The 22,415-nt window shown below is 63.3% G+C and carries 20 protein-coding genes and 1 riboswitch; of the genes, 8 read left to right on the forward strand and 12 right to left on the reverse strand.

Annotated elements, in window-relative coordinates; translation table 11 throughout:
* Positions 1 to 56: 56 nt before the first annotated feature.
* A riboswitch (TPP riboswitch) is annotated at positions 57 to 163 on the reverse strand.
* Positions 164 to 292: 129 nt separating this feature from the next.
* Entirely contained in the window at positions 293 to 1,726 is a 1,434-nt protein-coding gene (locus K8U54_RS08075; RefSeq protein WP_249909645.1) for a TolC family outer membrane protein, read from the forward strand.
* 161 nt (positions 1,727 to 1,887) lie between these two features.
* Here the strand turns inward: K8U54_RS08075 and waaA are convergent, their stop codons facing one another.
* Both waaA and K8U54_RS08085 read right to left on the reverse strand, forming a co-directional pair.
* Positions 1,888 to 3,168: a lipid IV(A) 3-deoxy-D-manno-octulosonic acid transferase gene (gene waaA, locus K8U54_RS08080; RefSeq protein ID WP_249909646.1), complete on the reverse strand. Its 1,281-nt coding sequence runs from the start codon at positions 3,166 to 3,168 to the stop codon at positions 1,888 to 1,890.
* Positions 3,169 to 3,225: 57 nt separating this feature from the next.
* Complete coding sequence (locus K8U54_RS08085) at positions 3,226 to 4,113, reverse strand: LysR family transcriptional regulator (RefSeq protein ID WP_249909647.1); 888 nt, start codon at positions 4,111 to 4,113, stop codon at positions 3,226 to 3,228.
* Between the two features lie 86 nt (positions 4,114 to 4,199).
* Between K8U54_RS08085 and K8U54_RS08090 the strand changes: the two genes are divergently transcribed.
* The 4 genes from K8U54_RS08090 to K8U54_RS08105 all read left to right on the forward strand — a co-directional run bounded on the left by K8U54_RS08090 (position 4,200) and on the right by K8U54_RS08105 (position 7,613).
* Positions 4,200 to 4,532 (forward strand): DMT family transporter, encoded by a 333-nt coding sequence (locus tag K8U54_RS08090; RefSeq protein ID WP_013793240.1) that lies wholly within the window; start codon positions 4,200 to 4,202, stop codon positions 4,530 to 4,532.
* 39 nt (positions 4,533 to 4,571) lie between these two features.
* Positions 4,572 to 5,744: an NAD(P)/FAD-dependent oxidoreductase gene (locus K8U54_RS08095; RefSeq protein WP_249909648.1), complete on the forward strand. Its 1,173-nt coding sequence runs from the start codon at positions 4,572 to 4,574 to the stop codon at positions 5,742 to 5,744.
* Positions 5,741 to 6,577 carry an aldo/keto reductase gene (locus tag K8U54_RS08100; protein WP_249910419.1) on the forward strand — a complete coding sequence of 279 codons (837 nt, stop codon included), beginning with the start codon at positions 5,741 to 5,743 and terminating at the stop codon, positions 6,575 to 6,577. The genes K8U54_RS08095 and K8U54_RS08100 overlap by 4 nt, the downstream gene beginning before the upstream one ends.
* 70 nt (positions 6,578 to 6,647) lie before the next feature.
* Positions 6,648 to 7,613, forward strand: coding sequence for a metal ABC transporter ATPase (locus tag K8U54_RS08105; protein ID WP_249909649.1), 966 nt, complete (start codon positions 6,648 to 6,650; stop codon positions 7,611 to 7,613).
* Between the two features lie 57 nt (positions 7,614 to 7,670).
* Here K8U54_RS08105 and hldE read toward each other — a convergent pair whose 3' ends face one another.
* From hldE to K8U54_RS08120, 3 genes are all read right to left on the reverse strand, one after another.
* Entirely contained in the window at positions 7,671 to 9,092 is a 1,422-nt protein-coding gene (hldE, locus tag K8U54_RS08110) for a bifunctional D-glycero-beta-D-manno-heptose-7-phosphate kinase/D-glycero-beta-D-manno-heptose 1-phosphate adenylyltransferase HldE (protein WP_249909650.1), read from the reverse strand.
* A gap of 72 nt (positions 9,093 to 9,164) precedes the next feature.
* Positions 9,165 to 10,595: a PIG-L deacetylase family protein gene (locus K8U54_RS08115; RefSeq protein ID WP_249909651.1), complete on the reverse strand. Its 1,431-nt coding sequence runs from the start codon at positions 10,593 to 10,595 to the stop codon at positions 9,165 to 9,167.
* 4 nt (positions 10,596 to 10,599) lie between these two features.
* Complete coding sequence (locus tag K8U54_RS08120; RefSeq protein WP_249909652.1) at positions 10,600 to 11,496, reverse strand: GNAT family N-acetyltransferase; 897 nt, start codon at positions 11,494 to 11,496, stop codon at positions 10,600 to 10,602.
* A gap of 109 nt (positions 11,497 to 11,605) precedes the next feature.
* Between K8U54_RS08120 and K8U54_RS08125 the strand changes: the two genes are divergently transcribed.
* Positions 11,606 to 12,790, forward strand: coding sequence for an O-antigen ligase family protein (locus K8U54_RS08125; RefSeq protein ID WP_249909653.1), 1,185 nt, complete (start codon positions 11,606 to 11,608; stop codon positions 12,788 to 12,790).
* The gene (locus tag K8U54_RS08130) at positions 12,787 to 13,449 is read left to right on the forward strand and encodes a lipopolysaccharide kinase InaA family protein (protein ID WP_249909654.1); all 663 of its coding nucleotides are present in this window, start codon (positions 12,787 to 12,789) and stop codon (positions 13,447 to 13,449) included. The genes K8U54_RS08125 and K8U54_RS08130 overlap by 4 nt, the downstream gene beginning before the upstream one ends.
* 59 nt (positions 13,450 to 13,508) lie before the next feature.
* On the opposite strand, the gene K8U54_RS08135 is transcribed toward K8U54_RS08130, so the two are convergent.
* From K8U54_RS08135 to K8U54_RS08160, 6 genes are all read right to left on the reverse strand, one after another.
* A complete protein-coding gene (locus tag K8U54_RS08135; protein ID WP_249909655.1) occupies positions 13,509 to 14,387 on the reverse strand; it encodes a glycosyltransferase in 879 nt (292 codons plus the stop codon).
* A complete protein-coding gene (locus K8U54_RS08140) occupies positions 14,384 to 15,532 on the reverse strand; it encodes a glycosyltransferase (RefSeq protein ID WP_249909656.1) in 1,149 nt (382 codons plus the stop codon). Before K8U54_RS08140 ends, K8U54_RS08135 begins: the two co-directional genes overlap by 4 nt.
* Positions 15,525 to 16,436 (reverse strand): glycosyltransferase family 2 protein, encoded by a 912-nt coding sequence (locus K8U54_RS08145; RefSeq protein WP_249909657.1) that lies wholly within the window; start codon positions 16,434 to 16,436, stop codon positions 15,525 to 15,527. Before K8U54_RS08145 ends, K8U54_RS08140 begins: the two co-directional genes overlap by 8 nt.
* Positions 16,437 to 17,489, reverse strand: a complete 1,053-nt coding sequence (locus tag K8U54_RS08150; RefSeq protein ID WP_249909658.1) for a glycosyltransferase family 9 protein — start codon at positions 17,487 to 17,489, stop codon at positions 16,437 to 16,439.
* A 114-nt stretch (positions 17,490 to 17,603) separates the two neighbouring features.
* Positions 17,604 to 19,424, reverse strand: coding sequence for a lipid A export permease/ATP-binding protein MsbA (gene msbA / locus K8U54_RS08155; RefSeq protein ID WP_249909659.1), 1,821 nt, complete (start codon positions 19,422 to 19,424; stop codon positions 17,604 to 17,606).
* Positions 19,425 to 19,540: 116 nt separating this feature from the next.
* Positions 19,541 to 20,317, reverse strand: coding sequence for a lipopolysaccharide kinase InaA family protein (locus K8U54_RS08160; protein WP_249909660.1), 777 nt, complete (start codon positions 20,315 to 20,317; stop codon positions 19,541 to 19,543).
* 23 nt (positions 20,318 to 20,340) lie between these two features.
* Between K8U54_RS08160 and K8U54_RS08165 the strand changes: the two genes are divergently transcribed.
* Complete coding sequence (locus K8U54_RS08165) at positions 20,341 to 21,582, forward strand: hypothetical protein (RefSeq protein WP_249909661.1); 1,242 nt, start codon at positions 20,341 to 20,343, stop codon at positions 21,580 to 21,582.
* Here the strand turns inward: K8U54_RS08165 and K8U54_RS08170 are convergent.
* Entirely contained in the window at positions 21,563 to 22,375 is an 813-nt protein-coding gene (locus K8U54_RS08170; RefSeq protein WP_249909662.1) for a glycosyltransferase, read from the reverse strand. The genes K8U54_RS08165 and K8U54_RS08170 overlap by 20 nt on opposite strands.
* Positions 22,376 to 22,415 lie beyond the last annotated feature (40 nt).

A 22,415-nucleotide genomic window follows, 5' to 3' on the forward strand; every position in this document is an offset into this window, starting at 1 on the left:
TCGCCACTTTTTGCCTTGCGCTGGCTGCCTCGCCTACGTTTTTAAACGATCTGTAGAGGTGGATACCTCTTGTTCCCTACGCAGGCCTTAACCTGATCAGGTTCAACGGGATCCGGAACTCTCCGATCTCAGCCTCCGATTCGAGGCACCCCGACAAGAACCTGGCCAGTCTACTGGCAGCCGCCGGTGGCGGCAATGCAAAGCCGACCCGCCGGTCGCCCGCGCCGCGCCTTGACCACCCCGATGGCCGGGCTTAGTCTCGCCTGCTACTGCCCCTCTAGGATCCATCGACATGCTGCGCAGACTCTCCCTGGCCGTTGCCGTGACCGCCACTTCAACCGCCACGGCCTGGGCAGAACCCGCGCCGCTGTCGGTGCGTACCGACCTGATCTCGGTGTACCAGGAAGCCGCCGCCAACAATGCCGACCTGGCCGCCGCCCGGGCCGACTACCAGGCGCGCCGCGAGGGCGTGCCCCAGGCCCGCGCCGGCCTGCTGCCGAACCTCAGTGCCGGCGCCCGGGTCAACGACACCCGCACTGCCCTGCAGCAGCCTTCGGCCACCCAGTCGCGCAGCGCCACGGTCTACCAGGCCAACCTCAGCCAGCCATTGTTCCGTGCCGACCGCTGGTTCCAGCTGCAGGCCGCCGAGGCGGTCAGCGAGCAGGCGGCGCTGGAGCTGTCGGCCAACGAGCAGGACCTGATTCTGCAGAGCGCGGAAGCCTATTTCTCGGTACTGCGCGCCCAGGACAACCTGGCTTCGACCAAGGCCGAGGAGGCGGCCTTCAACCGCCAGCTCGACCAGGCCAACGAGCGCTTCGATGTCGGCCTGTCGGACAAGACCGACGTGCTCCAGGCCCAGGCCGGCTTCGACAGTGCACGGGCCAATCGCATCACCGCCCAGCGCCAGGTCGACGATGCCTTCGAGGCGCTGATCACCCTGACCAACCGCGAATACCGCAGCATCGAGGGCATTCAGCACAGCCTGCCGATTCTCACCCCGATGCCCAATGATGCCACCGCCTGGGTCAACACCGCGGCGGCCCAGAACCTCAACCTGCAGGCCAGCAACTTCGCGGTGAATGCCGCCGAGCAAACCCTGCGCCAGCGCAAGGCCGGCCACGCGCCGACCCTGGACGCGGTGGCCAGCTACCAGCGCGGCGACAACGATGCCTTCGGTCTGAGCAACCCCAACTATACCGGGCAGAACTACGGCAGCGACGTATCGCAACGCAGCATCGGCCTGGAGCTGAATATCCCGCTATACAGCGGCGGCCTGACCAGCTCTCAGGCCCGCGAGGCCTATCAGCGCCTCAGCCAGTCCGAGCAACGCCGTGAGGGCCTGCGCCGTGAAGTGGTGCAGAACACCCGCAACCTGTACCGGGCGGTGAATACCGATGTGGAAACCGTGCAGGCACGCCGCCAGTCGATCATCTCCAACCAGAGCGCGCTGGAAGCCACGGAAATCGGCTATCAGGTCGGCACCCGCAATATCGTCGACGTGCTCGATGCCCAGCGCCAGCTGTACAGCGCGGTGCGCAACTACAACGACGCGCGCTACGACTACATCCTCAACAACCTGCGCCTCAAGCAGACCGCCGGCACCCTCAGCCCCGGCGATCTGCAAGCACTGGGCGCCTACCTGAAACCGGACTACAACCCGGACCGCGACTTCCTGCCCACGGATCTGGCCAAGGCTGGGGAAGCGCGTTTGCAAGGCGACGAGTAAGCAGGCGAACAATAGGTTGCACACAGCAGCGGAGTGATACTTTCATCTGTGGGAACGGGCCATGCCCGTGATCTTTCGCGGGCATGGCCCGCTCCCACAAAGGCGCACCGACAACTACACCGCGGCTTCACCGACAAGCATCGAAACCAGTCGAGCAGCCCTTAAACGAGCAGCCTTCCCAACCCATCCAGCAGGCGCTTTAGCGCGCCCTGATTGGCCCTGAGGACCGCCAGCCCGGCCTCGCGCATGGCCGCCGCCCGTGCCGGCTCGCTCAACAGTACCGCTACCTGATCGGCCAGCGCCTGGGCATCCGTCACCTCGCATAGCGCGCCGTGTTCGAGCAACTGCGCGGTGATCTCCAGAAAATTGAAGCGGTGCGGTCCCATGATCACTGGCAGCCCCAGTGCGATTGGCTCCAGCGGGTTGTGACCGCCGGTCTCGACCAGGCTGCCGCCGACAAAGGCGATATCGGCCAGGGCATACAGAAACATCAATTCGCCCATGCTGTCGCCAAGCAGCACCTGCACCTCGGGGCCAACCGCCTCGCCTGACGAGCGTCGTACGAAGGCCAGCCCTGCTTCACGCAACTGCGCCGCGGCCGTGTCGAAGCGCTCCAGATGGCGCGGCACCAGAATCAGCAAGGCATCCGGCTGGCTGGCGAGCAGCTGCCGGTGCGCCTGGATTACCAGTGCGTCCTCGCCTTCACGGGTGCTGGCGGCGATCCACACCGGTCGCTGGCGCGCCTGCCATTGCTCACGCAGCGCAGTGGCGCGTGCCGACACCTCGGCATCCACCTGCTGGTCGAACTTGATCGAACCGGTCACTTCAACGGCCTCGGGGCGCGCACCAAGGCCGATAAAACGCTCGGCCTCCACCTCGGTCTGCACCGCGAGCAGGTTCAATTCAGCGAGCATCGGCGCGGTGAGCTTGGCGAAACGCCCATAACCCCTGGCCGAGCGCGCGGACAAGCGCCCATTGGCCAGCGCCACCGGAACCCCGCGACGGGCGCACTGGTGGATGTAGTTGGGCCACAGCTCGGTCTCCATGATCACCGCCAGCCTCGGCCGTACCTGCTTGAGGAAGCGCGCCGCGGCCCAGGGCAGGTCATAGGGCAGGTAGCAATGCTGCACCCGCCCGGCGAACTGCGCCTCGGGAAACAGCGCGCGGATACGTTCGGAGCCGGTGGGCGTCATGCAGGTCAGGGTGATCGGCAGATCCGGGTAGCGCGCCAGCAGCTCGCGCACCAGCGGCGCGGCGGCGATGCTTTCGCCCACCGACACGGCATGCACCCAGATACCGCCGGGACGCAGAGTCGGCAACAGGGCAAAACGCTCGCCAACGCGCTTGGTATAGGCCGGCGCCCGCCAGGCACGCCAGGCCAGGCGCAGGCCGATCAGCGGCAGGCACAGGTGAAACAGCAGGCTATAGAGATGTCGGTTCATGGCGGCGAAGCTTAGGGATGCGGGCGGGGCAGCACAAGTCGCGCTATGGGCCGGGGCTCATGCCTTGAGCACCTGCAGGCGCTCGGCCAGCGAGCCGGCCAACCATTGGGCCGCCGGCCCCAGCGCTTCATCGCGGCGAAACACCAGCTCCAGCGGCAGCGGCGGTGCGATCCAGTCGCTGCGCAGCTCCACCAGATGGCCCTGGTAGGTCGGGTACTGGGCCACGTGCCGCGGCAGGCAGGCCCAGCCCAGGTTGCGCATCAGCAGCTCGGCCATCGAGTAGAAGCTGTCCGCATGCCAGGCCGATGGGCTGATCCGTTCGTTACCGGGGTACTGGGTGTCCTGCAGGGTGATCAGCAGTTGCCGATGGCGCGCCAGCTCACGGCGCCCGACCGGGCCGGCCTGGGCCAACGGATGACCAGCGCCGCAAACCATGACCATCTCCACCATGCCCAGGCGCCGGCGCTCGAGCTCCGCCGGCATGCCTTCGTGGTGAAAAAGCAAACCAAGGTCGGCCCGCCGTTCGATAAGCTGGCGCGCGACCACGCCCTGCCCTCCGCTGGTCATCTGCACTTCCACGCCTGGAAAGGCCCGTGCCAGCGCCTCGAGGCTGTCGAGTACGGGGGGCAGCGGCAGGGCTTCGTCCTGGGCGAGCCGCAGGCAGGCTTCTTCGCCCTGGGCCAGACCCAGGGCCCGTCCCTCCAGCCGCTCGCACTGGCGCAGTAGCTCGCGGGCCTCTTCCAGTAATGCCAGACCGGCGTCCGTCAACCGCGGCTGGCGACCGCTGCTGCGCTCGAACAGACGCACGCCGAGGTCATCTTCCAGCGTTGCCACTGCAGTGCTGACCGCAGACTGCACGCGCCCGAGCCGCCGCGCCACGGCAGAAAACGAATTGCCCTCGGCTACCGCCACGAAGACCGCCAGCTGCTCAAGACTCCAGCGCATAACCTATCTCCCTTATAGATAGGTAATCAGTTTACCTAACAGTCGACGCCGGTAAAATTGACAGCCTGTTTAGAGGAGTGCTGCCGATGAATGGTTATCTCTATCTCGCGCTGGCGATTGCTGCCGAAGTTGTCGCCACCACCTCCATGAAGGCTGTCGACGGGCTTAACAAACCACTGCCGCTGTTGCTGGTGATCGCGGGGTACAGCATCGCGTTCTGGATGCTGATCCTGGTGGTACGCACCATTCCGGTGGGCATCGCCTATGCCATCTGGGCCGGGCTGGGCATCGTGCTGGTGAGCATCGCGGCGATGTTCGTCTACGACCAGAAGCCCGACCTGCCGGCCGTGCTGGGCATGGGCCTGATCGTCAGCGGCGTGGTGGTGATCCAGCTGTTCTCCCGCGTCACCGGCCACTGAGCGTTATACTGCGCACCTGTTTTTCTGCGAGGCGCCCGCATGTCCCAAACTCTGAGCACAGACGTCCTGATCGTCGGCGGCGGTGTCGCCGGCCTGTGGCTGAACGCGCGGCTGCGCGCCAAGGGCTACGCCACCTTGCTGGTGGAGCGCGAGAGCCTGGGCGGCGGTCAGAGCGTCAAGTCCCAGGGCATCATCCATGGCGGCGCCAAATATGCCCTGCATGGCGCCCTCAGCAGCGCCTCGGAAGCCATCGCCGATATGCCGCGGCGCTGGCGCGAGGCCCTGGATGGCAGCGGCGAGCTGGACCTGTCCGGCGTGCGCCTGCTCTCCGATGCCCATTACCTATGGTCGCCGGGCACCCTGGCCGGCAACCTGACCAGCTTCTTCGCCAGCAAGGCGGTGCGCGGCCGCGTCGATCAGGTAAAAGGCGAGCAACTACCGCCGGCCCTGCAAAACCCGAAATTCAAGGGCAAGGTCTACCGCCTGGCGGAGCTGGTGGTCGACGTACCCAGCCTGATTGCCCGCCTATCTGAGCTTGCCGGTAACAGCCTGCTGGCCGCCGATGACATCCAACCGCTGCACGACAACGGCCAACTGGTCGGTTTGCGCGTCGACGGTCGCGAGATCCGTGCCCAGCGCATCGTGCTCAGCGCCGGCCGTGGCAATGCCGACCTGCTCGCCAGCCTCGACGTTCCCCAGCCGGCCCAGCAGCTGCGCCCGCTGCATATGGTGATGGTCAAGGGCCCGAGCCTGAAACCGCTGTACGCCCACTGCCTGGGCGGCGGCCCCAAGCCGCGCATCACCGTGACCAGCCACCCGAGCGCCGACGGTGAATGGGTCTGGTACCTGGGTGGCGACCTGGCGGAAGCCGATGGCGTGGCGCGCGACCAAGCGGCGCAGATCGACGCGGCGCGCAAGGAACTCACCCAACTGCTGCCCTGGATCGACTTGTCCACAGCCCAGTGGGCGACCCTGCGCGTCGAGCGCGCGGAACCGGCGCAAAGCGGCCTGGTGCGCCCCGACAATGCCTTTCTCAGCGACCAGGGCGCCCTGCTGGTCGGCTGGCCGACCAAGCTGGCCCTGGCGCCGGACTTCGCCGATCGCGTGCTGAGCCATCTCGAACGCGACGGCATTCGTCCGGCGACTCACGGGGTTCTGCCCGAACTGCCACGCCCGGTCATCGGCCGTACCGCGTGGGAGGCGGCGTTCTGATGCGCGATCTGCACGAGCTGCATCGCCCGCTGGGCTCCACGGGCCTGAGCGTCTCGCCCCTGGGCCTGGGCACGGTCAAGCTGGGCCGCGACCAGGGCGTCAAATACCCCAGCGGCTTCACCATCCCCGATGACCAGCAGGCGCTGCAGCTGCTTGGCCTGTCTCGGGAGCTGGGCATCAACCTGCTCGATACCGCACCCGCCTACGGCAGCAGCGAACAGCGCCTCGGCCCGCTGCTGCGCGGCCAGCGTCACGACTGGGTGATCGTCAGCAAGGTCGGCGAGGAGTTCGACAACGGCCTGTCGCACTTCGACTTTTCCGCCGCCCATACCCGGCGCTCGGTGGAGCGCAGCCTGAAACGTCTGGAAACGGACTATATCGATCTGGTCCTGGTGCATTCCAACGGTGATGACCTGGCGATTCTGCGCGACGAAGGCGTCTACGACACCCTGGCCGAGCTCAAGCAGGCCGGGCTGATCCGCGGCTTCGGCTTCTCCGGCAAGACGGTCGAAGGCGGCCTGTTGGCCCTCGAGCGCGGCGACTGCGCCATGGTTACCTACAACCTGGGCGAGCAGCAGGAACGCCCGGTATTGGACTATGCTGCCAGTCACGCCAAAGGCGTGCTGATCAAGAAGGCCCTGGCCAGCGGCCACCTGTGCCTGGACAGCGGTGTCGACCCGGTACGCGCCAGCTTCGAGCTGATCTTCGCGCATCCCGGCGTAGGCAGCGCCATCGTCGGCACCATCAATCCCCTGCACCTGGCGCACAACGTGGCCGTGGCTGCCGAGGTTATTGCCGGCACTAAAAGTGGTAACACAGGATCAGCAGAGTGATGGACAGGCGTTGCGATTACGCCTTTTGACGCCGCCCAGGCGGCCGACCCCGACGCAAGAAGGAGCCGACATGCCGCGCATCATTTCCCGCAAGGACCCCGCCACCTTCAAGACCCTGCCGCTTTATGTCGAGGCAACGCCTGAGGGCATCGCCTACCAGAGCCTCGGTCGTCCGCTGAACTTCAGCGAGATGCTCGAACGGCGCAAGCCTGTCGAACTCCCCGACAGCCAGCGCTTCGCCGTAGAGCTGGCCAACCTGGGCGTCTCGGTACGCCTGACCCTGAACTGGCAAGGCCGCGAGTACTGGGTGCTGGTGCGCCAGCGTCGCCACGACCGCGGCGACGTGGTGCTCAAGCTGATCTCCGGCTACGTGCCGGCTCACGAGCTCAACCTGCCGCTGTTGACCGCCATCCAGGAGGTGGCCGAAGAGTGCCTGCTGGAAACCAGCGAGGGCTGGCTGTACGGCCGCTTCGGCGACACCTGGCTACCGGCGCCCTACGAGGGCGCGCTCAGGTACCGGGAGAACATCCATTTCCGACTCAGCCCGCGGTCCGGCGCAGCGCGCCCGGTGCAGTGTGGCAACCTGACCCTTCTGGAACGTCCGCGGGCCTACGTGCACGTGCCTACCGCCTCGCTGCAGCTGGTCTACGACCTGTGCCTGGACCTGCCCAAGGAAGCCAAGCTCCCCAGCCTGCTGCATGTCGACGAGTACCTGGAGAACGGCAAGCTGATCGCGCGCCTGGACCACAGCCGCCCGGATCTTTACCTGATCCCGCTCGACGGCGGCCGCCCCAGCGCCGAGTTGCTGACCCTGCGCCAGGGCCAGCTGGTATCGGCCAGCACCCGCGGCCTGTGGCTGGCGGAAAGCTTCGCCGCCCAGGACGGTTGGCTGGTACGCGATGAACGCATTCGCTGGAAGGACTGGCTGGCGCTGCAGAACCTGACGCCAAAAGCCGAAAAAGCCGAGGGTACCGTGTTCAGCAGCGCCCCCGCACCCGCGCCGCAGGTTCGCCTGGATACCGCGACAGCGGTCTGAACGCGGCGTGCGCCCAAAAGCACAACCCCGCCAAGTGGCGGGGTTGTGCATGTGCTGTCAGCGACTGCGAATCTTCTCGACGATGGCCGTGGTCGAGCTGTTCTCGACCAGCCCCAGCACCCGCACTTCGCCACCGTAGGCCAGCACGATGTCGGCGCCGACCACCTGGTCGATGCCGTAATCACCGCCCTTGACCAGCACGTCGGGCTGCACCTGCTTGAGCAGACGCTCGGGCGTGTCCTCGCTGAAGCTCACCACCCAATCCACGGCGCCGAGGCCGGCCAGCACCGCCATGCGGCGGTCCACGGCATTGATCGGCCGGCCCGGGCCCTTGAGGCGGCTGACCGAAGCGTCGTCATTGATCGCCACGATCAAGCGGTCGCCCTGTGCACGCGCCTGCTCGAGGTAGGTCACGTGGCCGGCATGCAGGATGTCGAAGCAGCCATTGGTGAAGACGATCTTCTCGCCATGGGCACGGGCATCCTCGGTGGCCAGCAGCAATTGCTCCAGGCTCAGCACGCCGCGCTCCGAACCCTCTTCGCGCTGCACGGCACGGCGCAGCTCCGGCGTGCTGATGGCTGCCGTCCCCAGCTTGCCCACCACGATCCCGGCCGCCAGGTTGGCCAGCGCCACGGCCTGGGGCAGGTCTTCACCCGCGGCGATGGAGGCGGCCAGCGTGGAGATCACCGTATCCCCTGCGCCGGTCACATCGAACACCTCGCGCGCCCGCGCCGGCAGATGCAGGGGGGCATGGTCCGGGCGCAGCAGCGTCATGCCGTGCTCGCCACGGGTGACCAGCAACGCGCCCAGGTCGAGCTCGCGCATCAGGCGAGCGCCGCGGCTGACCAGCTCGGCTTCATCCTCGCAACGGCCGACGATCAGCTCGAATTCGCTGAGGTTCGGGGTGATCAGGCTGGCGCCACGGTAGATGGAGAAATCCTTGCCTTTCGGGTCGGCCAGCACCGGAATGCCGCGGGCCCGGGCCGCCTTGATCAGCGCCTGATGGTTCTGCAGGGCCCCTTTGCCGTAATCGGACAGCACCAGCACCTTGACCTGATCGAGCAACTGCTCGACCTGCCGTGCCAGGGCCTCGGCGTCGGTGTGGAACGGCTCTTCGAAATCCATGCGCAGCAACTGCTGGTGGCGGCTCATGACCCGCAGCTTGACGATGGTCGGCTGGTCTTCGATACGCTGGAAATAGGTCTTCACGCCGATGGCTTCCAGACTCTGCTGCAGACTCTGCGCAGCCTCGTCTTCACCGGTAACGCCCACCAGCACCGCAGGCGCGCCCAGCGCCGCGATATTCAGCGCGACATTGGCCGCACCGCCGGGGCGATCCTCGATCTGCTCGACCTTGACCACCGGCACCGGAGCCTCGGGCGATATACGCGAGGTAGCGCCGTGCCAATACCGATCAAGCATGACATCACCCACCACCAAGACGGGTGCCTGATCGAAACGCGGCATGGATAACTTCATGCGGAAACTCCGGATTTGCAAAATCGCCGCGGAGAATAGCACATCAGCTATTGCGCACCGCCGCTGTGCGCTTCAGGGCTCTCGACCTTCGAAGGGGCGAACCCAGAACAACTCATGGCGGCGCACGGCCTTGCGGAAGAACTCATCTTCACCCGCCTGCGGCCAGCGGCGCGCGGCCAGGCACCACTGAATGAAACGCCGTAGGCGCTTCTTGAAGGGTAGCGGCGTTTGCAGATCGTGCTGCATCGCCAGCGCCTGACTCTTGTCCAGCAAAACGTTGTCATCAAGTTGCAGACACCACAGCTGGTCGGCCGGCAAGGGCTCGATGCATGGCGGCAATGCCACACCATTGCCTGCCGGTCCCATTGGCCAACGATCATTGTCAGCCAGATGGTTGGCGTAGAGCAGCTGTACATCGGGCTGCCAGCCACTTTGTTCGATGGCCTGGCGCAACGCGCGACCCGTCTGATTATGGTCGGGATGCGGGTCGAGTTCGGGGTGTGGAAGCACAACGACCTCAGGCTTGAAATGCATCAGCAGCGCGGCGAGATCGGCGGTCAGGTTGTTCCAGGTCGGCGCGCCATCCACGTCGCCCGGCAGTTCTAACGCATTGAAACGTCGAACACTGCGGATATCCGAGTCACCAGACTCACGCGAGGCAAACGCCACGGCCGGCTCGGCCTCCATCTGCCGCAGTTGCATGCAGTAATAGCCAAGCTGCACGCAACGGCTGGGCTCGACTCCACCCCACAGGGGTACCGTCTGGCTGCTCCAGCTGCGCAAGCGCCCCTTCAGGCGAGCGGCAGCGGCGTCGCTGAGGCCAAGTCGGCGATAGAAATCTGCCTCGATCTCGCCCTGGGTCAGGGTGACGATAGAGACCTCGCGGCTGCGGCTGTACAGGCCAAATGCGGCGAGTTCGGCATCGTCCGCATGCGGGGCAAGCACCATAACGCGCTTGCGCGAGTAGTCCGGATTGCTGAAGCAATACAGGGTTGCCTCGCGCCCGAGCTTGCAGAAGCGGCCCTTCAGCTTCAGTTGCCCACTGCGCAGCGATGGCAGCAATCCCGAGAGGTTGAGAAAGCGCACACCGTCAACGCCCCGTTCAAAATCCTGCCGATCGAGATCCTCGCCCTCGCCGATAAATACATGAGGATCGAGACAGCGACCCAGCCAGCTGCTGCGAACATGCACGGCCAGTACCAGCGTGTCGGCACTCTCGGGCCACGAGCCCGCGTGTGGGGTCATTCGCCCGCTACGGTCGAGCAGCACCGAGAGGCTGAGGCTCTCTGGCGCAAAGACGTGCCGATAATCGTCACGGGGTGAGTAGAAAAGGTGATCGGAAAACCAGGCTTCGTGGGCAATCCATGCCAGCACCAGGACGACCGGCGCCGTTCCCCACGAACCGAACCAGTCAAGCGCCACCAGAATCGGCAGTGCCACGACCATGAGAATGCGCTTGTTACGCCGATGCCGGCGTACCAACTGCTGCTTGCGTGCTTCCATTCACTTACACCCGAAAAACAGGCTGGCGATTACACCAACGATCCTTGTATTCAACATCCGCTCTGCCAAACGAGTAGCGCAACGGCTTTCCTCGCAGGCGCGCATCTTCCCATGCGGACTGGGTGTTGATAAAGCTGAGCACACTGCCGGGGCTGAAATCACGAGAGGCTGGATCGACTCCACCGTTGATGTATTCGATGCTGATCCAGTCTGGCGATTCGACCCTGTACAGAACCTGAACGGCTACGGGTTTGCCATCGAGCTGCAGGTATACCCCCCAAAGAAACTCCTTGAGCGCTTCGAACACTTCGACGAGATGCTGCTTGCCGGGGACGTCGAAACCCCAGCGCTTTTCGAACAGCTCCGTGTAGATGGCGGCCAGGGCCTGGGCTGACAGACTGGAAACCGGCAGGATCTCGCCACCGGCGTCTTCGAGCATGCGCAGTTCACGACGCTGGTTGTAGCGAAATTTCTTGCCGTACTCCTCCGGCTGCCGGGCCAGCGCCAGCTCATCTGGCTGCTTGCGCAGCGTCGATATTGCCCCTTCATTCAACGCGGACACATAGCGCACACGCTGCCGAACCGGCACCATCGCGCCCGATGCAATCGGCAGTATCACCTCGGCGTTGCCCAGATCGAAGAGGTCGCGCTGTCCCATACGCTTGAGCACGTCACGGGAAAGCGCCAGCGCATTACCCCAGACCGGAATTGCAGCCTGCAACTCTCCCTGTTGCGGCCAACCCAGGTAGCGCACGGGGACACGCGCCAGCGCCGATAGCCGTGAAACGACGTCAGGGTGGGTCATGACGCTCCCCCCGAAACGTGCCCATACCTGAGCATAAAGATCGGCGCTTATCGGTTGCCAGCCTCGCTCACGCCAGCGTTGTAACGGGTTGAACATCAGGCATTCGGCTCGGGCAAAAAGGTGGCCAAGCTTATCACGCGGTCGCTGCCGACTGCCGGACGATGCTTTAAGATACGCCCCTTTACCGATGCCTCTAGGATCTCTGGTGCAGCTACTCCCTTCTCGGCCCGACGCCATCCGCACGTGCCTTTACGACTTCATCGCCACACGCTGGCTGGTAGGCGGTTATCTGGTTCTGCTGACCGGCCTGTTCTGGGTCTCCGATGGCAGCCAGTACACCAAGCTCTATTACGCACTGATCGCAGCACCAGCTCTCGTGGGCGTGTTGCTCATGCCGCAGCAGATCAAACCGCTGCTGCGGGAACCGGTGGTACTGTGCTTTCTGGCACTGAGTGCCTGGCTGCTCATCAGCATGGGCTGGAGCCGTACGGACGATGGCTTTGGCAGCCTGGCCAAGCGCCCGCTGTATGTCCTCATGCTGTTCGTTGGTTGCGCACTGATCGCTCTGCGCAATGAAGACTTGCTCTTGAAAACTCTGCGCATCGGCGCAGCTATCGGCGCGCTGGCCGCCCTGCTCAACGTTTTCTGGTTCATCTACACTGCGGCGCCGGGTGCGCGAATGATCGGTGCCGGAGCCCTGCGCAACCCACTGCTCACCTCCCATGTTCTCGGATTCCTGTGCACCTACTGGATAGCGGCCTGGCTGTCGCGCAATGAACGTCGTGACTGGCTACCGATTCTGATGACACTTCCCTTGCTAGCGGCATTGCTGGCTACCGGTTCGCGGACACCGTTAATGGGGTTGGCACTGACCAGTGTCTGGATGCTGCTGATGAGTGGTAGACGCGCCGTGTATCTGGTCGCTTCGCTGCTGCTCGGTGCGTTGGCAGCCTATCTCATCGCGCCAGAGGTCATTCTGCAGCGCGGTATGTCTTATCGCCCCGAGTTGTGGAGCGATGCCTGGCGCCAGGCTGGCCTGCATCCTTGGCTAGGCGCCGGTTATGAAAGCAAGTTCGAATTCGATATTCCCGGCGTCGGCCATCTGCTGCACGACCCCCACAACGTCGAGTTGGCCGTGCTGCTCGAACTGGGCATGATCGGCCTTGGTGCTTGGGCCGCCATGTACGGCTTCGCCCTGGCTCGCTGCCTGCGCCTGCGCGCACTGCCGCAATTCCAGATCGCCTCGGCACTGCTGATCTACGGGGTATGCGCGGGGCTGACGGAGGGTGGCAACTATCTATCGCGCCCTAACGAAAGCTGGTTTCTGATCTGGATTCCCTTGGCCCTGCTAGGCGCCCTCTCCATCCGGTATCGACAGGACCACCCATGAAGCGTATCGATGCAGCGCAACTGGACGCCCTGTTGCAGGGTGCCAAAACCATCGAAGAAGATGGCCTGGGCGTCAAGGTGGCCCGGCTGGGCGATGGCGACTTCCTCAAGTTGTACCGCCGCAAGCGGTTGCTGTCTTCCGACCTCTGGGATTTGCCGGCGCAACGCTTCGCTGACAATGCCCGGGGCCTGCTCCGCCTGGGCATTACCGCGCCTACCGTGCTCGATGTGCTGATGATTGGTGAACGACGCCTGAGCGCAGTACGCTATCAGCCGCTGCCAGGCGACACCTTGCGCAACCAGCTGCGCCAGCTCGATGCAGAGCCGCGCGCGGCATTGGTGAGGCAGTTCGGGGCCTTTCTCGGCGAACTGCACCAGCTCGGGGTGTACTTCCGCTCGCTGCACCTGGGCAACGTGCTGCTACTGCCTGACGGCAGCTTCGGGCTGATCGATCTGTCGGACATGAAACTCGAGAGCCGTCCACTCGCTCCCTGGAAAAGGCGACGCAACCTGCAGCATATCCTGCGCTATGACGAAGATATCGACTGGTTGACACAGCAGCATCTGGAGAGCTGGCTGGAGGGCTACGCAGGCAGTGCCAGCCAGCGTGAGACGGAGCGTTTCAGGCGCGATCTGAAAAGGTGGCTGAAGACCCGGTAAGCGCCAACTGCGGGCGCCCCAGTAGTCCGCCATGCCCTGGTTGCTCAGGCCGGCATCCGCTAACGCCTGAACCAGTAGCGCCAAAGGCCCTTGAGCGTCTTCAGGTTGCGTGAACGCCATGGGATCTGCGCAAGCAGTTCGCCCGCCAGGGCCCGGTCCTCACTGGCCACCTTGGCAAACATGGCGTTCAGGTAACGCAAGCGCGTCGCCTCGTAACCCGGGTGGTCGCTGAAGCGCTGGTAAATCGCCAGCTCGGTCTCGATCATCAGCCGACGGTTCTTGTAGGTGTTGCTGCCGTGCACGCGGTAAAGGGCCAGCGGTTCCTCGAGTATGTCGATGAAATAGCCGGCCCGAGCGATGCGCAGCTCCACGAAGTAGTCCTCGATGCGGATGGTCGGATCGAAGCCCCCCACCTTCTCGAGCGCCTCGCGACGAAACAACAGGGTCGGTGCCGGCGGACCCGGTTTGCGATCCATGAACAGATCATCGAAATCGAGACGCCTGGCCGGGCGATGACGCTGCTTCTTGTCGGGCAACGGATTGCCATCGCCGTCGATGAGTACGATACCGCCCGCACAGATGCCGGTTTCCGGATGCTGCTCCATGAACGGGATCTGCAAGGAAAAACGCTCGGGCAACATCACGTCATCCGAGCCCAGCGGCGCTATGTAGCGACCTTTGCTTCGGACGATCATCTCGTTGAGTGTGGTGCACAACCCCTTGTTGGCCTGCGCCACGAAATCGAACCCAAGCTCCGCTTGCAGCTGTTGGATCAGTTCGACGCTACCATCGCGGGAACCATCATCGACCACCAGGAGCTCGATATTGGGGTAGCTCTGCGCGTATACGCTGCGAATGCTGGCCTCGATGAAGTCAGCGTGGTTATAGGAGGAGATCAGTACCGATACCAGAGGCAGCGGGGTGGCGCTATCGGTCATGAACACAATCCTGTCAGCGGCTGATCACCTTCGAGCAGCTCACGGTATTTACGGCGAAAATCCTCGATGTCGTGCTCGCGCCGCAGGTAGCGGTAAGCCCGCTCACCCTGCTCGACTCGCTCGGCTTCACTATCGATCAGGCTGGCACGCAGCTGCTCGGTCAGTGAACCCACATCGCCCGGGCGGAACAGCCGCCCGCCAGCACCCTGCAATAGAGGGCGCATGGCCGGAATATCCGAGCCCATCACCGGCAGGCGGCCGCACATGCCTTCGAGCAGGGCGAGCCCGAGGCCCTCCTGCAGCGACGGCATGGCGAAGATATCGAAAGCCCGCACATAGCGCATGGCGTCGGGCTGAGTGCCACACAGATGAACCCGCCCCTGCAGACCGGACTCGGCGATCAGCGCAGCGAGATTGTCCTGCTCACGCCCCCCTCCGATGATGGCCAGGTTCGCATGAGGGAATTCCTCGCTCACGGCAGCGAAGGCACGAATCAGATGGACGTGCCCCTTGATCGGAACCAGACGCCCGATGGCACCGATGATCACAGGCGTCATCGGCAGGCCCAGCGCCTGACGTGCTTCTTCTCGCAATAGCTGCAGGGACTCGGCCAGATCGATGTCCAACGCATTGGTGATCGCCACCGTGTTTGTCTTCGTGAAACCACAGCGCAGCGACACCAGGTAATCGACCACAGCCGGCGACACCCCGACAAAGCGCCAGCGTTCGTCGATCAGGCGCCTGGCCTGCCAGCGTCGATAGAAGCGGTCGTACTCGCCAAAGCCGTGGGATACGCCGATACAACGGGCGATGCGCAGCCGTTTGTTGAGGTGCATGAACAGATTGACGGCCTTGAAACGATGCAGCAATACCACATCGAAGCCCTCCTCACGGCAGAACGCCAGCAGGCGCGCCCGCACGCCACGGCGCAGACCGCTCATGTCCTTCTCGCTGAACTCGAAGAACACCTGGCGGCGACCAGGCGGGTCAACGGCATCGCCGGCAGGCCGGCCTTCAAGATAGGCATTGACCACCTCGAAGCGCTCCGCAGGCAGCCCCTGCAGGATCTGTTCACCCAGGTCTGAGTTGGTGTCCGCTGCGTTGTAACGGGTCTGCAGCTGCAGGACTTTCAGCGTTCTAGCCATCCAGGCGGCCCATCCACAGGCGGATCGCCTTGCGCAGATACGACAGTTTGAGCAGCACGCGCCAGTCGCTTTTTACCGCCTGGCAGTAGAACCGCTTGGCAGCAACCGGATCACCCGCCAGGCAGGCACTGCGAAACAGCGACAGGCAACGCTGCTGATAGAACGCGGAACGCAGCTGCTGCAACTCCGCGGGCAACCTTCCGAACACTTCATCGACCAGCTCAACCCCACCTGCCAGGCTCGAACCAAAATCATGACGCAGGCTGTCGCTGTGTTTGTGGATCATCGCCAGGGGTTCTGGCAGCAGCGTAACCGGGAAGGCAGCAAGGGTTTGTGCGAATACCGGAATGTCCTCGGCGTTGCGAAAACGCTCGGGATAGTTGCCGGCCTGGAAGATCGAACGGTGCATCACGCAGGCACCGTTGGAAATGCTCAACGTCTTGTCGAGCAAATAGGCTTTTACTCGTTGAAGCGCCGTTTGCGGCAGCTTGTCGGGCGAATGCTGGCGACGTCGGCCCGCCTGATCGACTGACCAGTGCCCACCGATGACCATTCGCGATTCAGCATTTGACGCCAGATGCGCGCGAATCAGGGCCAGGCTGCCTGGGGCCATTTCATCATCTGCATCGAGAAAGATCAGCCAGTCGTGGCGGGCCATTTCGATACCGAGATTGCGCACCGAGGCCAAGCCTCCGTTGTCCTTGCGCAAGGCTTTGAACCGACCGGGGAATTCGCCTTTCAGCGCCTCGATGACGTGCGGCGTGTGATCCTTCGAACCGTCATCAATGATCAGCAATTCGTCGTCATTAGCCAGTTGCGGTACGACAGAGCGCACGGTGCGCCCCAGTGTTTTGGCGTAGTTATACGCCGGAATGACGATCGTGATCGCGGTAGACCCACTCATTTATCGGTCCCCTCCGACCTTTAGACTCAATATTCGGAAGCCTCTGGCGACCCGATTGACACTCATGAACATTGCCCACTGATCGCGCATGAAGTTCAGCGAGAGGATCGGGCGCACGATTTCACCAGCGCCCCAACCCGGGCGCCAGCAGAACCCATCACGTCGCTTGCGATAGAGGGTTAAAACCGGCACGCCCAACGCCGAAGCAAGATGGCCGACCCCCGAGTCGTTGCCAATCACGTAACCGGACTCGTACAGGTGAGCGGCCAAGGCCTTGGCATCTGGAAATTCGGGAACCTCGAACTCGGACGCGAACACCTCGAGATGGTCGCAGCGCTCCTTGGGTGACAGCACGAACTGCGGCTGATAACCCGCTGCGCGCAGACGCCTGGCCAAGGCCAGATACTTGCGCGCTGGCCAGTTCTTCTTCACGTTGTAGGAAAGCGGGTGCAGCATCACCCGCTTTGCATGGCGGCGATGCTGGAGCGTGGAAGGCATCTGCAAGCCGATATCGCTGCTGGCCTCGGCCAGCCCCAAGCGAATGCGACAGAAGGCGACGGCCTGCTCGACCATGCTGACGCCATCGTCCGGCAGGCAGCGCAGCGGCCCCGCCGCTGCAGCCAGGGGCGCCAAAAGACGAGCCTTGTCTGCAGGCAGTCGCGCCAGGGTATCGGTCGCCGGCTCCTGCACGAATCGCGAGTCGACTTTGAGTGTGCCGACGAAAACATAGCGCCTAGCCAGCACCTCGGCTGCCTCGGCATGGCGAGTCAACATGCTGCCCAGATCGGAGATGACCAGATCGAAATCGTCGAGCACCGCAAAGGTTTCCGCCGGCGTCGGCAGCAATCGAGCCTCGAACAGCGGCAGCCAGTCATTGAGCGCCCCGAAATGATTGCTCAACACGGTGACCTGATAGCCAGCCCGCGCCAGATTGGCGGCCAGTACCAAATAGATGCATCCGTCCCCAAGGCCCATGGATGGCACCAATGCGATTCGACAGTCAGCCGGCACCACCGATAGATCGGTATCAGCGTGCATTAAAACCTCGGCCATCAGAACTCCCGCATAATCCGTAATCTTCCTTGATCAAATACTGCAAACCTTCATCGGGACGCATCCGCTCATTCGGAACGCCACAGAGCTACTATTTCAAGGCCCAGGCCGTACTCAGGACTCGGACTGTTGTCGCTCTTGCGACTCATCCTTGTCCTCGAGCCCCATGGCGTGCAGGCGGGCGTAGTAACCATTCTGCGCCATTAGCGACTCGTGAGAGCCGCGCTCGACGATGCGCCCCTGGTCCATGACCAGGATGAGATCGGCCTTCTCGATGGTCGACAGCCGATGCGCGATGACCAGCGTGGTGCGACCCTCCATGACCTTGTCCAGCGCTGCCTGAATATAGCGCTCGGATTCGGTATCGAGAGCCGAGGTCGCCTCATCGAGAATCAGTACGGGCGCACTCTTGAGCAACGCCCGGGCAATCGCCAGACGCTGACGCTGGCCGCCAGACAGCATGACGCCATCCTCGCCCACCTTGGTGTCGAAACCCTGCGGAAGCAGATCGATGAATTCGCGCGCATAGGCCGCCTCGGCTGCCTGCTCGACCGCCTCACGTGGCAGGTTACGAAGATCGCCATAGGCGATGTTGTTCATGACGGTGTCGTTGAACAGCGAAACCTGCTGCGTGACCAGCGCGATATGCTTTCTCAGATTCTCGACGCGATAGTCCTCGATCGGTGTGCCGTCGAGCAGGATCTGCCCCTGATCGTGCTGGTAGAAGCGCGGAATCAGGTTGGCCAGGGTCGATTTGCCGCTACCCGAGCGGCCCACCAGGGCCACCATCTGCCCTGGCTCGACGGTAAAGCTGATGTCCTGCAGGACGGTTTTCTCGGTGCCGGGGTAAACAAAACTCAGGTGTTTAACCTCCAGTGCGCCTGTTACCCGCTCTTTCTCGACCGTGCCGTTATCAGGCTCCGTCACTTCGTCCAACTGCTCGAAGATACTCTCGGCGCCGGCAAGCCCCTTCTGGATGGTCGAGCTGACTTCCGAAAGCTGGCGAATCGGCTTGGGCAAAAGCCCCGCCGCGGTGATGTAGGCCACCAAATCACCGACGCTGGCATCGCCGCGCAGGAACAGCACCAGGAACATCAGGAACGCCATGGCGGCGTAGTTCACCAGCTGCAGGCTGGGTGTGTAGATCGCACTGGTGCGGGTCATGCGCAGCTGCTTGCGGGTGCTGTCCTCGCTCGCTTCGTAGAAGCGCTCACGCTCGTAGCGCTCGCCGCCGAAACTGCGCACCACGCGGTAGTTCTGGATGGTTTCGGAAGACACATGGGTCAACTCGCCCATGGCGCTCTGGATCTTGCGGCTCTGGCTGCGGAATTTCTTGCTCGCACTCTTAACCATCAGTGCGATGAGCGGCAGGATCGCCACCATCACCATGGTCAGTTTCCAGTTCATCCACAGCAGATAGCCGAACAGGAAAACCACCGTCAGGCCTTCGCGCACCATGACCTTCAAGGCATCGGTCGCCGCGCCGGTAACCGAACCGACGTTGTAGGTGATGCGGGAAATCAGGTAGCCCGTGGAGTGGTTGTCGAAATAGCGGTTGGGCAGGGTCAGCAGGTTGTTGAAAAGCGCGATGCGCAAATCCTGCACCAGGCCCAGCGATACCCGGGCAAGGTAATAACCGCCGAGAAAGGAGCCCAACCCTTGCCAGATGGTGATCAGCAACAACGCCAGCGGCACGCCGTAGAGCAGCTGCATGCTGCCCAGCAGCGGCAGCTCGACCATGCCGGCTTCGGGGGAGGCAAGGCCGTCGACGAAATACTTGAGCAACCCGGCGAGCATTGGCTGGGTCGAGGCGAAGATGATGTAACCGATCATGCTGACGCCGAACATGAACCAGTAGCGCCTCATGTAGCTCAACAGCCGCATGTACAACTTGAAGCTGGAGATCGAAGGCGATTTGGCGCTTGAATCAGGCATAAGATGCTGGCTCTAGGATTAAGCCGGCGATTGTACCATCAGGCATCACGCAACCAAATGCGCCTGAAAGCCGGCGAGCCACGCAACGCAAAACGCCTGGCTGCCGGGCTCGCTGTTCAGAGTGAGCCTTGCAGCTGCTGCGGCGGCCGCCAACGTGTGGGTTTACGAACCACACTCAACCCTTGCAGCTCGGCCAGCATCGCCTGGGCATCGAGCACAGGCGAATCGCTTGCTGAGGCGTAGCGTGCGGCAAGCGCTTCGAGCACGCTGTCACTCAACCCCAGATCACGCAGGCGCAGCATGATCTTCTTGAAGTCGTCGATGCCAGCTTCACGACTGAAATCATCCGCCCGCTCGAAATCCAACAGGTAGGCCTGTTCGGCCACCAGAACGTTGTACGGATTACAGTCGCCGTGCGCGATCCCATGACCATGCAACTGGCCAAGCAGGCTCAGCGCCTGGTGCGCACCTCGCAGCAATGCCTCACCCGTCAGGGTAGCCAGTGGCACGCCTGGCAAGAAACGCGTGAGCAGCAGGCTTTCATGGCACCGCGGATGACGGGACTCGGTGTACAGCAGCGGCTCAGGCGCTGGAAAACCAAGGGTTTGCAGCCTGGCGAGCAACATCGCCTCATTGCGCAATGGAGACTGGTAGGGCCGGCGCAGGATCCGCTTCCACCAGGGTTTCATGGAGCGACGATAGCGTTTGACGAACAATGCCTCGCCTCCCTGGCCTATCCTGGCAACCGCACGCCCGGGTGCAAAATCCTCGAGGTCACCAAGAAGCGCCAATAACGCACGGATCTGTTTGCGCCCGATGCGCTCATTTTGAAAGACTAGGGTCTTGCCCACCTCAAGCCTCCTCGCGAGCATCAGCTGCTTGCAGTGCAGCATGCCGCTGCCCCATGGACCGGTTCATGTATAGCCTCTACGCCCAGACAAAAGAAAAGCTCAGGTTCGCCACCTACCGCGGCTACGACCTCTGCAACCCAACGGCAGCCGTGTTGGCGCACCTGCTGTTCGACAAACGCTCGACCCGTAAAAAGATCCGCAGCGCGCTCAAGCTGATCCGCCTGACCCCACGTTACCGCCACCATGATCAGCTGAAGGGTGACGCATACATCTGGCACTGCGATCGCGACGATCAGACCAGGCTGGCCCTGAGCATCGGCAACCGGCTCAGCGAAAAGCAACGCCGGGCCATCAGCTACATGCCCGCCATTAGGGAGGACGCCAGCAAATCGCTGGACTGGCGCGCCATGTATGCGGCCTGGAGGATAACACGGCGCTGTTCGTTGCCCCTGCTGCTGCAGCTCTACGTATTCAGCGCACTGTGCCATACCATCAAGCACTTCAGAGCCATCGACAGGTTGCAGATCCCCCAGCAGCTGACGTCACTGGTCAGCTTCAACAGCGCCAACATTCCCGAGTGTTTTCTGGTCACCGCCTGCCGGCGCCACGGCCTGCCGACCTACTCGCTGCAGCACGGGCTTTATCATCGTTATCGCGGCGAGCAACCGATCGACATCATCAACTATGAAAACGTCACGGCCAGCACCTTGCTGGTCTGGAGCGAATTCTGCCGCGCCGAAATTGCTGCATTCCACCGTGAAATCGGCCGCACGCCCGACTACCGCATGCAGATCGCCGGCTATATCGATCCACCCGAGCCTCGGCATGGGACGCGGCCGTCGGATCCGATGCTCAAACACCTTCTTTGCGTGCTGCCGGGCAAACGCTATGTAGGTGACAGCATCGAACTGCTCCACCTACTGGCCTCGCTGGCTCCGCGCTATAGGCTGACGGTGCGTCTGCATCCGCTGCTCGCCAAAGACGCGGCACTGATGGCTGCCTTGCCATCAGGCGCCTCCCTCGACGACAGCCCGACCCTTGCGCACGCACTGCGTGCCGAACATTACGACCTGGCAGTCGGGTTCAATACCACCAGCCTGTTTGAGGCAACGCTGTTCGGCGTACCTTGCGCCCTGTACCAAGCAAGCAGCCTGAACCTGCTAACCGATGGCATACCCAGCTTTTCCGATGCCGATGAGCTGGCGCAACTCGCCGATACCCCCCTCGACACGCGCCAGCTTGCCGACTACATCCTGGGGGCCTCCTGCTTTCGCTACGCCGAAATCATCAACGCAGCAGAAACTTGAGCGCCACGCGCCACAGAGTGGGGTAGCGCAGAATACCGGCAGCCCGGAGCCAGCGAACCCGCAACGCCCATGGCAGTTGCGCTCGCCTCAACAGGCGCAGCCAGTAACGCGCCGCCGCCGCCTCCTTGCGGCGCACTCGGCCTGGATTCAAGGCTGCGCCGCAAGAAAACGGCAGCGCCACGGGTGCCGCTGCGGCATAGGCGAGCGCCTGCCTGGCCCACGCCTCAGCAAAGCTGCCCAGAGAAAAGTGCAAAAGCTCGATATCGAAGACGACGGCGACCTTGCCCTGCTGGGCGACCCGCAGGCTGAAATCGACATCGTAGAAATGAAAGCCCCCTAACCGCTCATCGAAGCGCGTTGCAGCCCACGCCGAACGACGGGCGAACAACCAGACGCCATCCAGCGCCACGACCGGTACACAGGGGGGCGATCCACTGTCGGCAGGCTTGGCAAAAGCAGCGCTGGCACGCGCGCTCGACGCACCGTGCAGCACGTTGATGCACAGATCCTCATCATCACCGCTGTGCCAACCGGAGGGTGTTGCCGCCTTGTAGCGACTCCCCGCCAGGCCAATGAGGGCAAGGCCCCCGTCGTGCGAGAAATGAGCGAGCGCCCGCGCACCCCAATCCTGGCTCAGGAACTCCACGTCCTCATGCACGAAGCACAGGAAGGGGTAGCGTGCCCTGGAGGCGCCCTCGTTGTAGACCGCGCAGATGCCTCGGCCCTCGGTGCTGTTGTCCATGGCGATCAGCTCGTACTCGACACCGATCGTGGCCTCGATATTGCGGGCCACTGCCTGTAAGCGTGCGGGCTGAGCACTGCAGATGACGACG

This window comes from Pseudomonas fulva (assembly GCF_023517795.1).
Taxonomy (GTDB): Bacteria; Pseudomonadota; Gammaproteobacteria; order Pseudomonadales; family Pseudomonadaceae; genus Aquipseudomonas; species Aquipseudomonas fulva_D.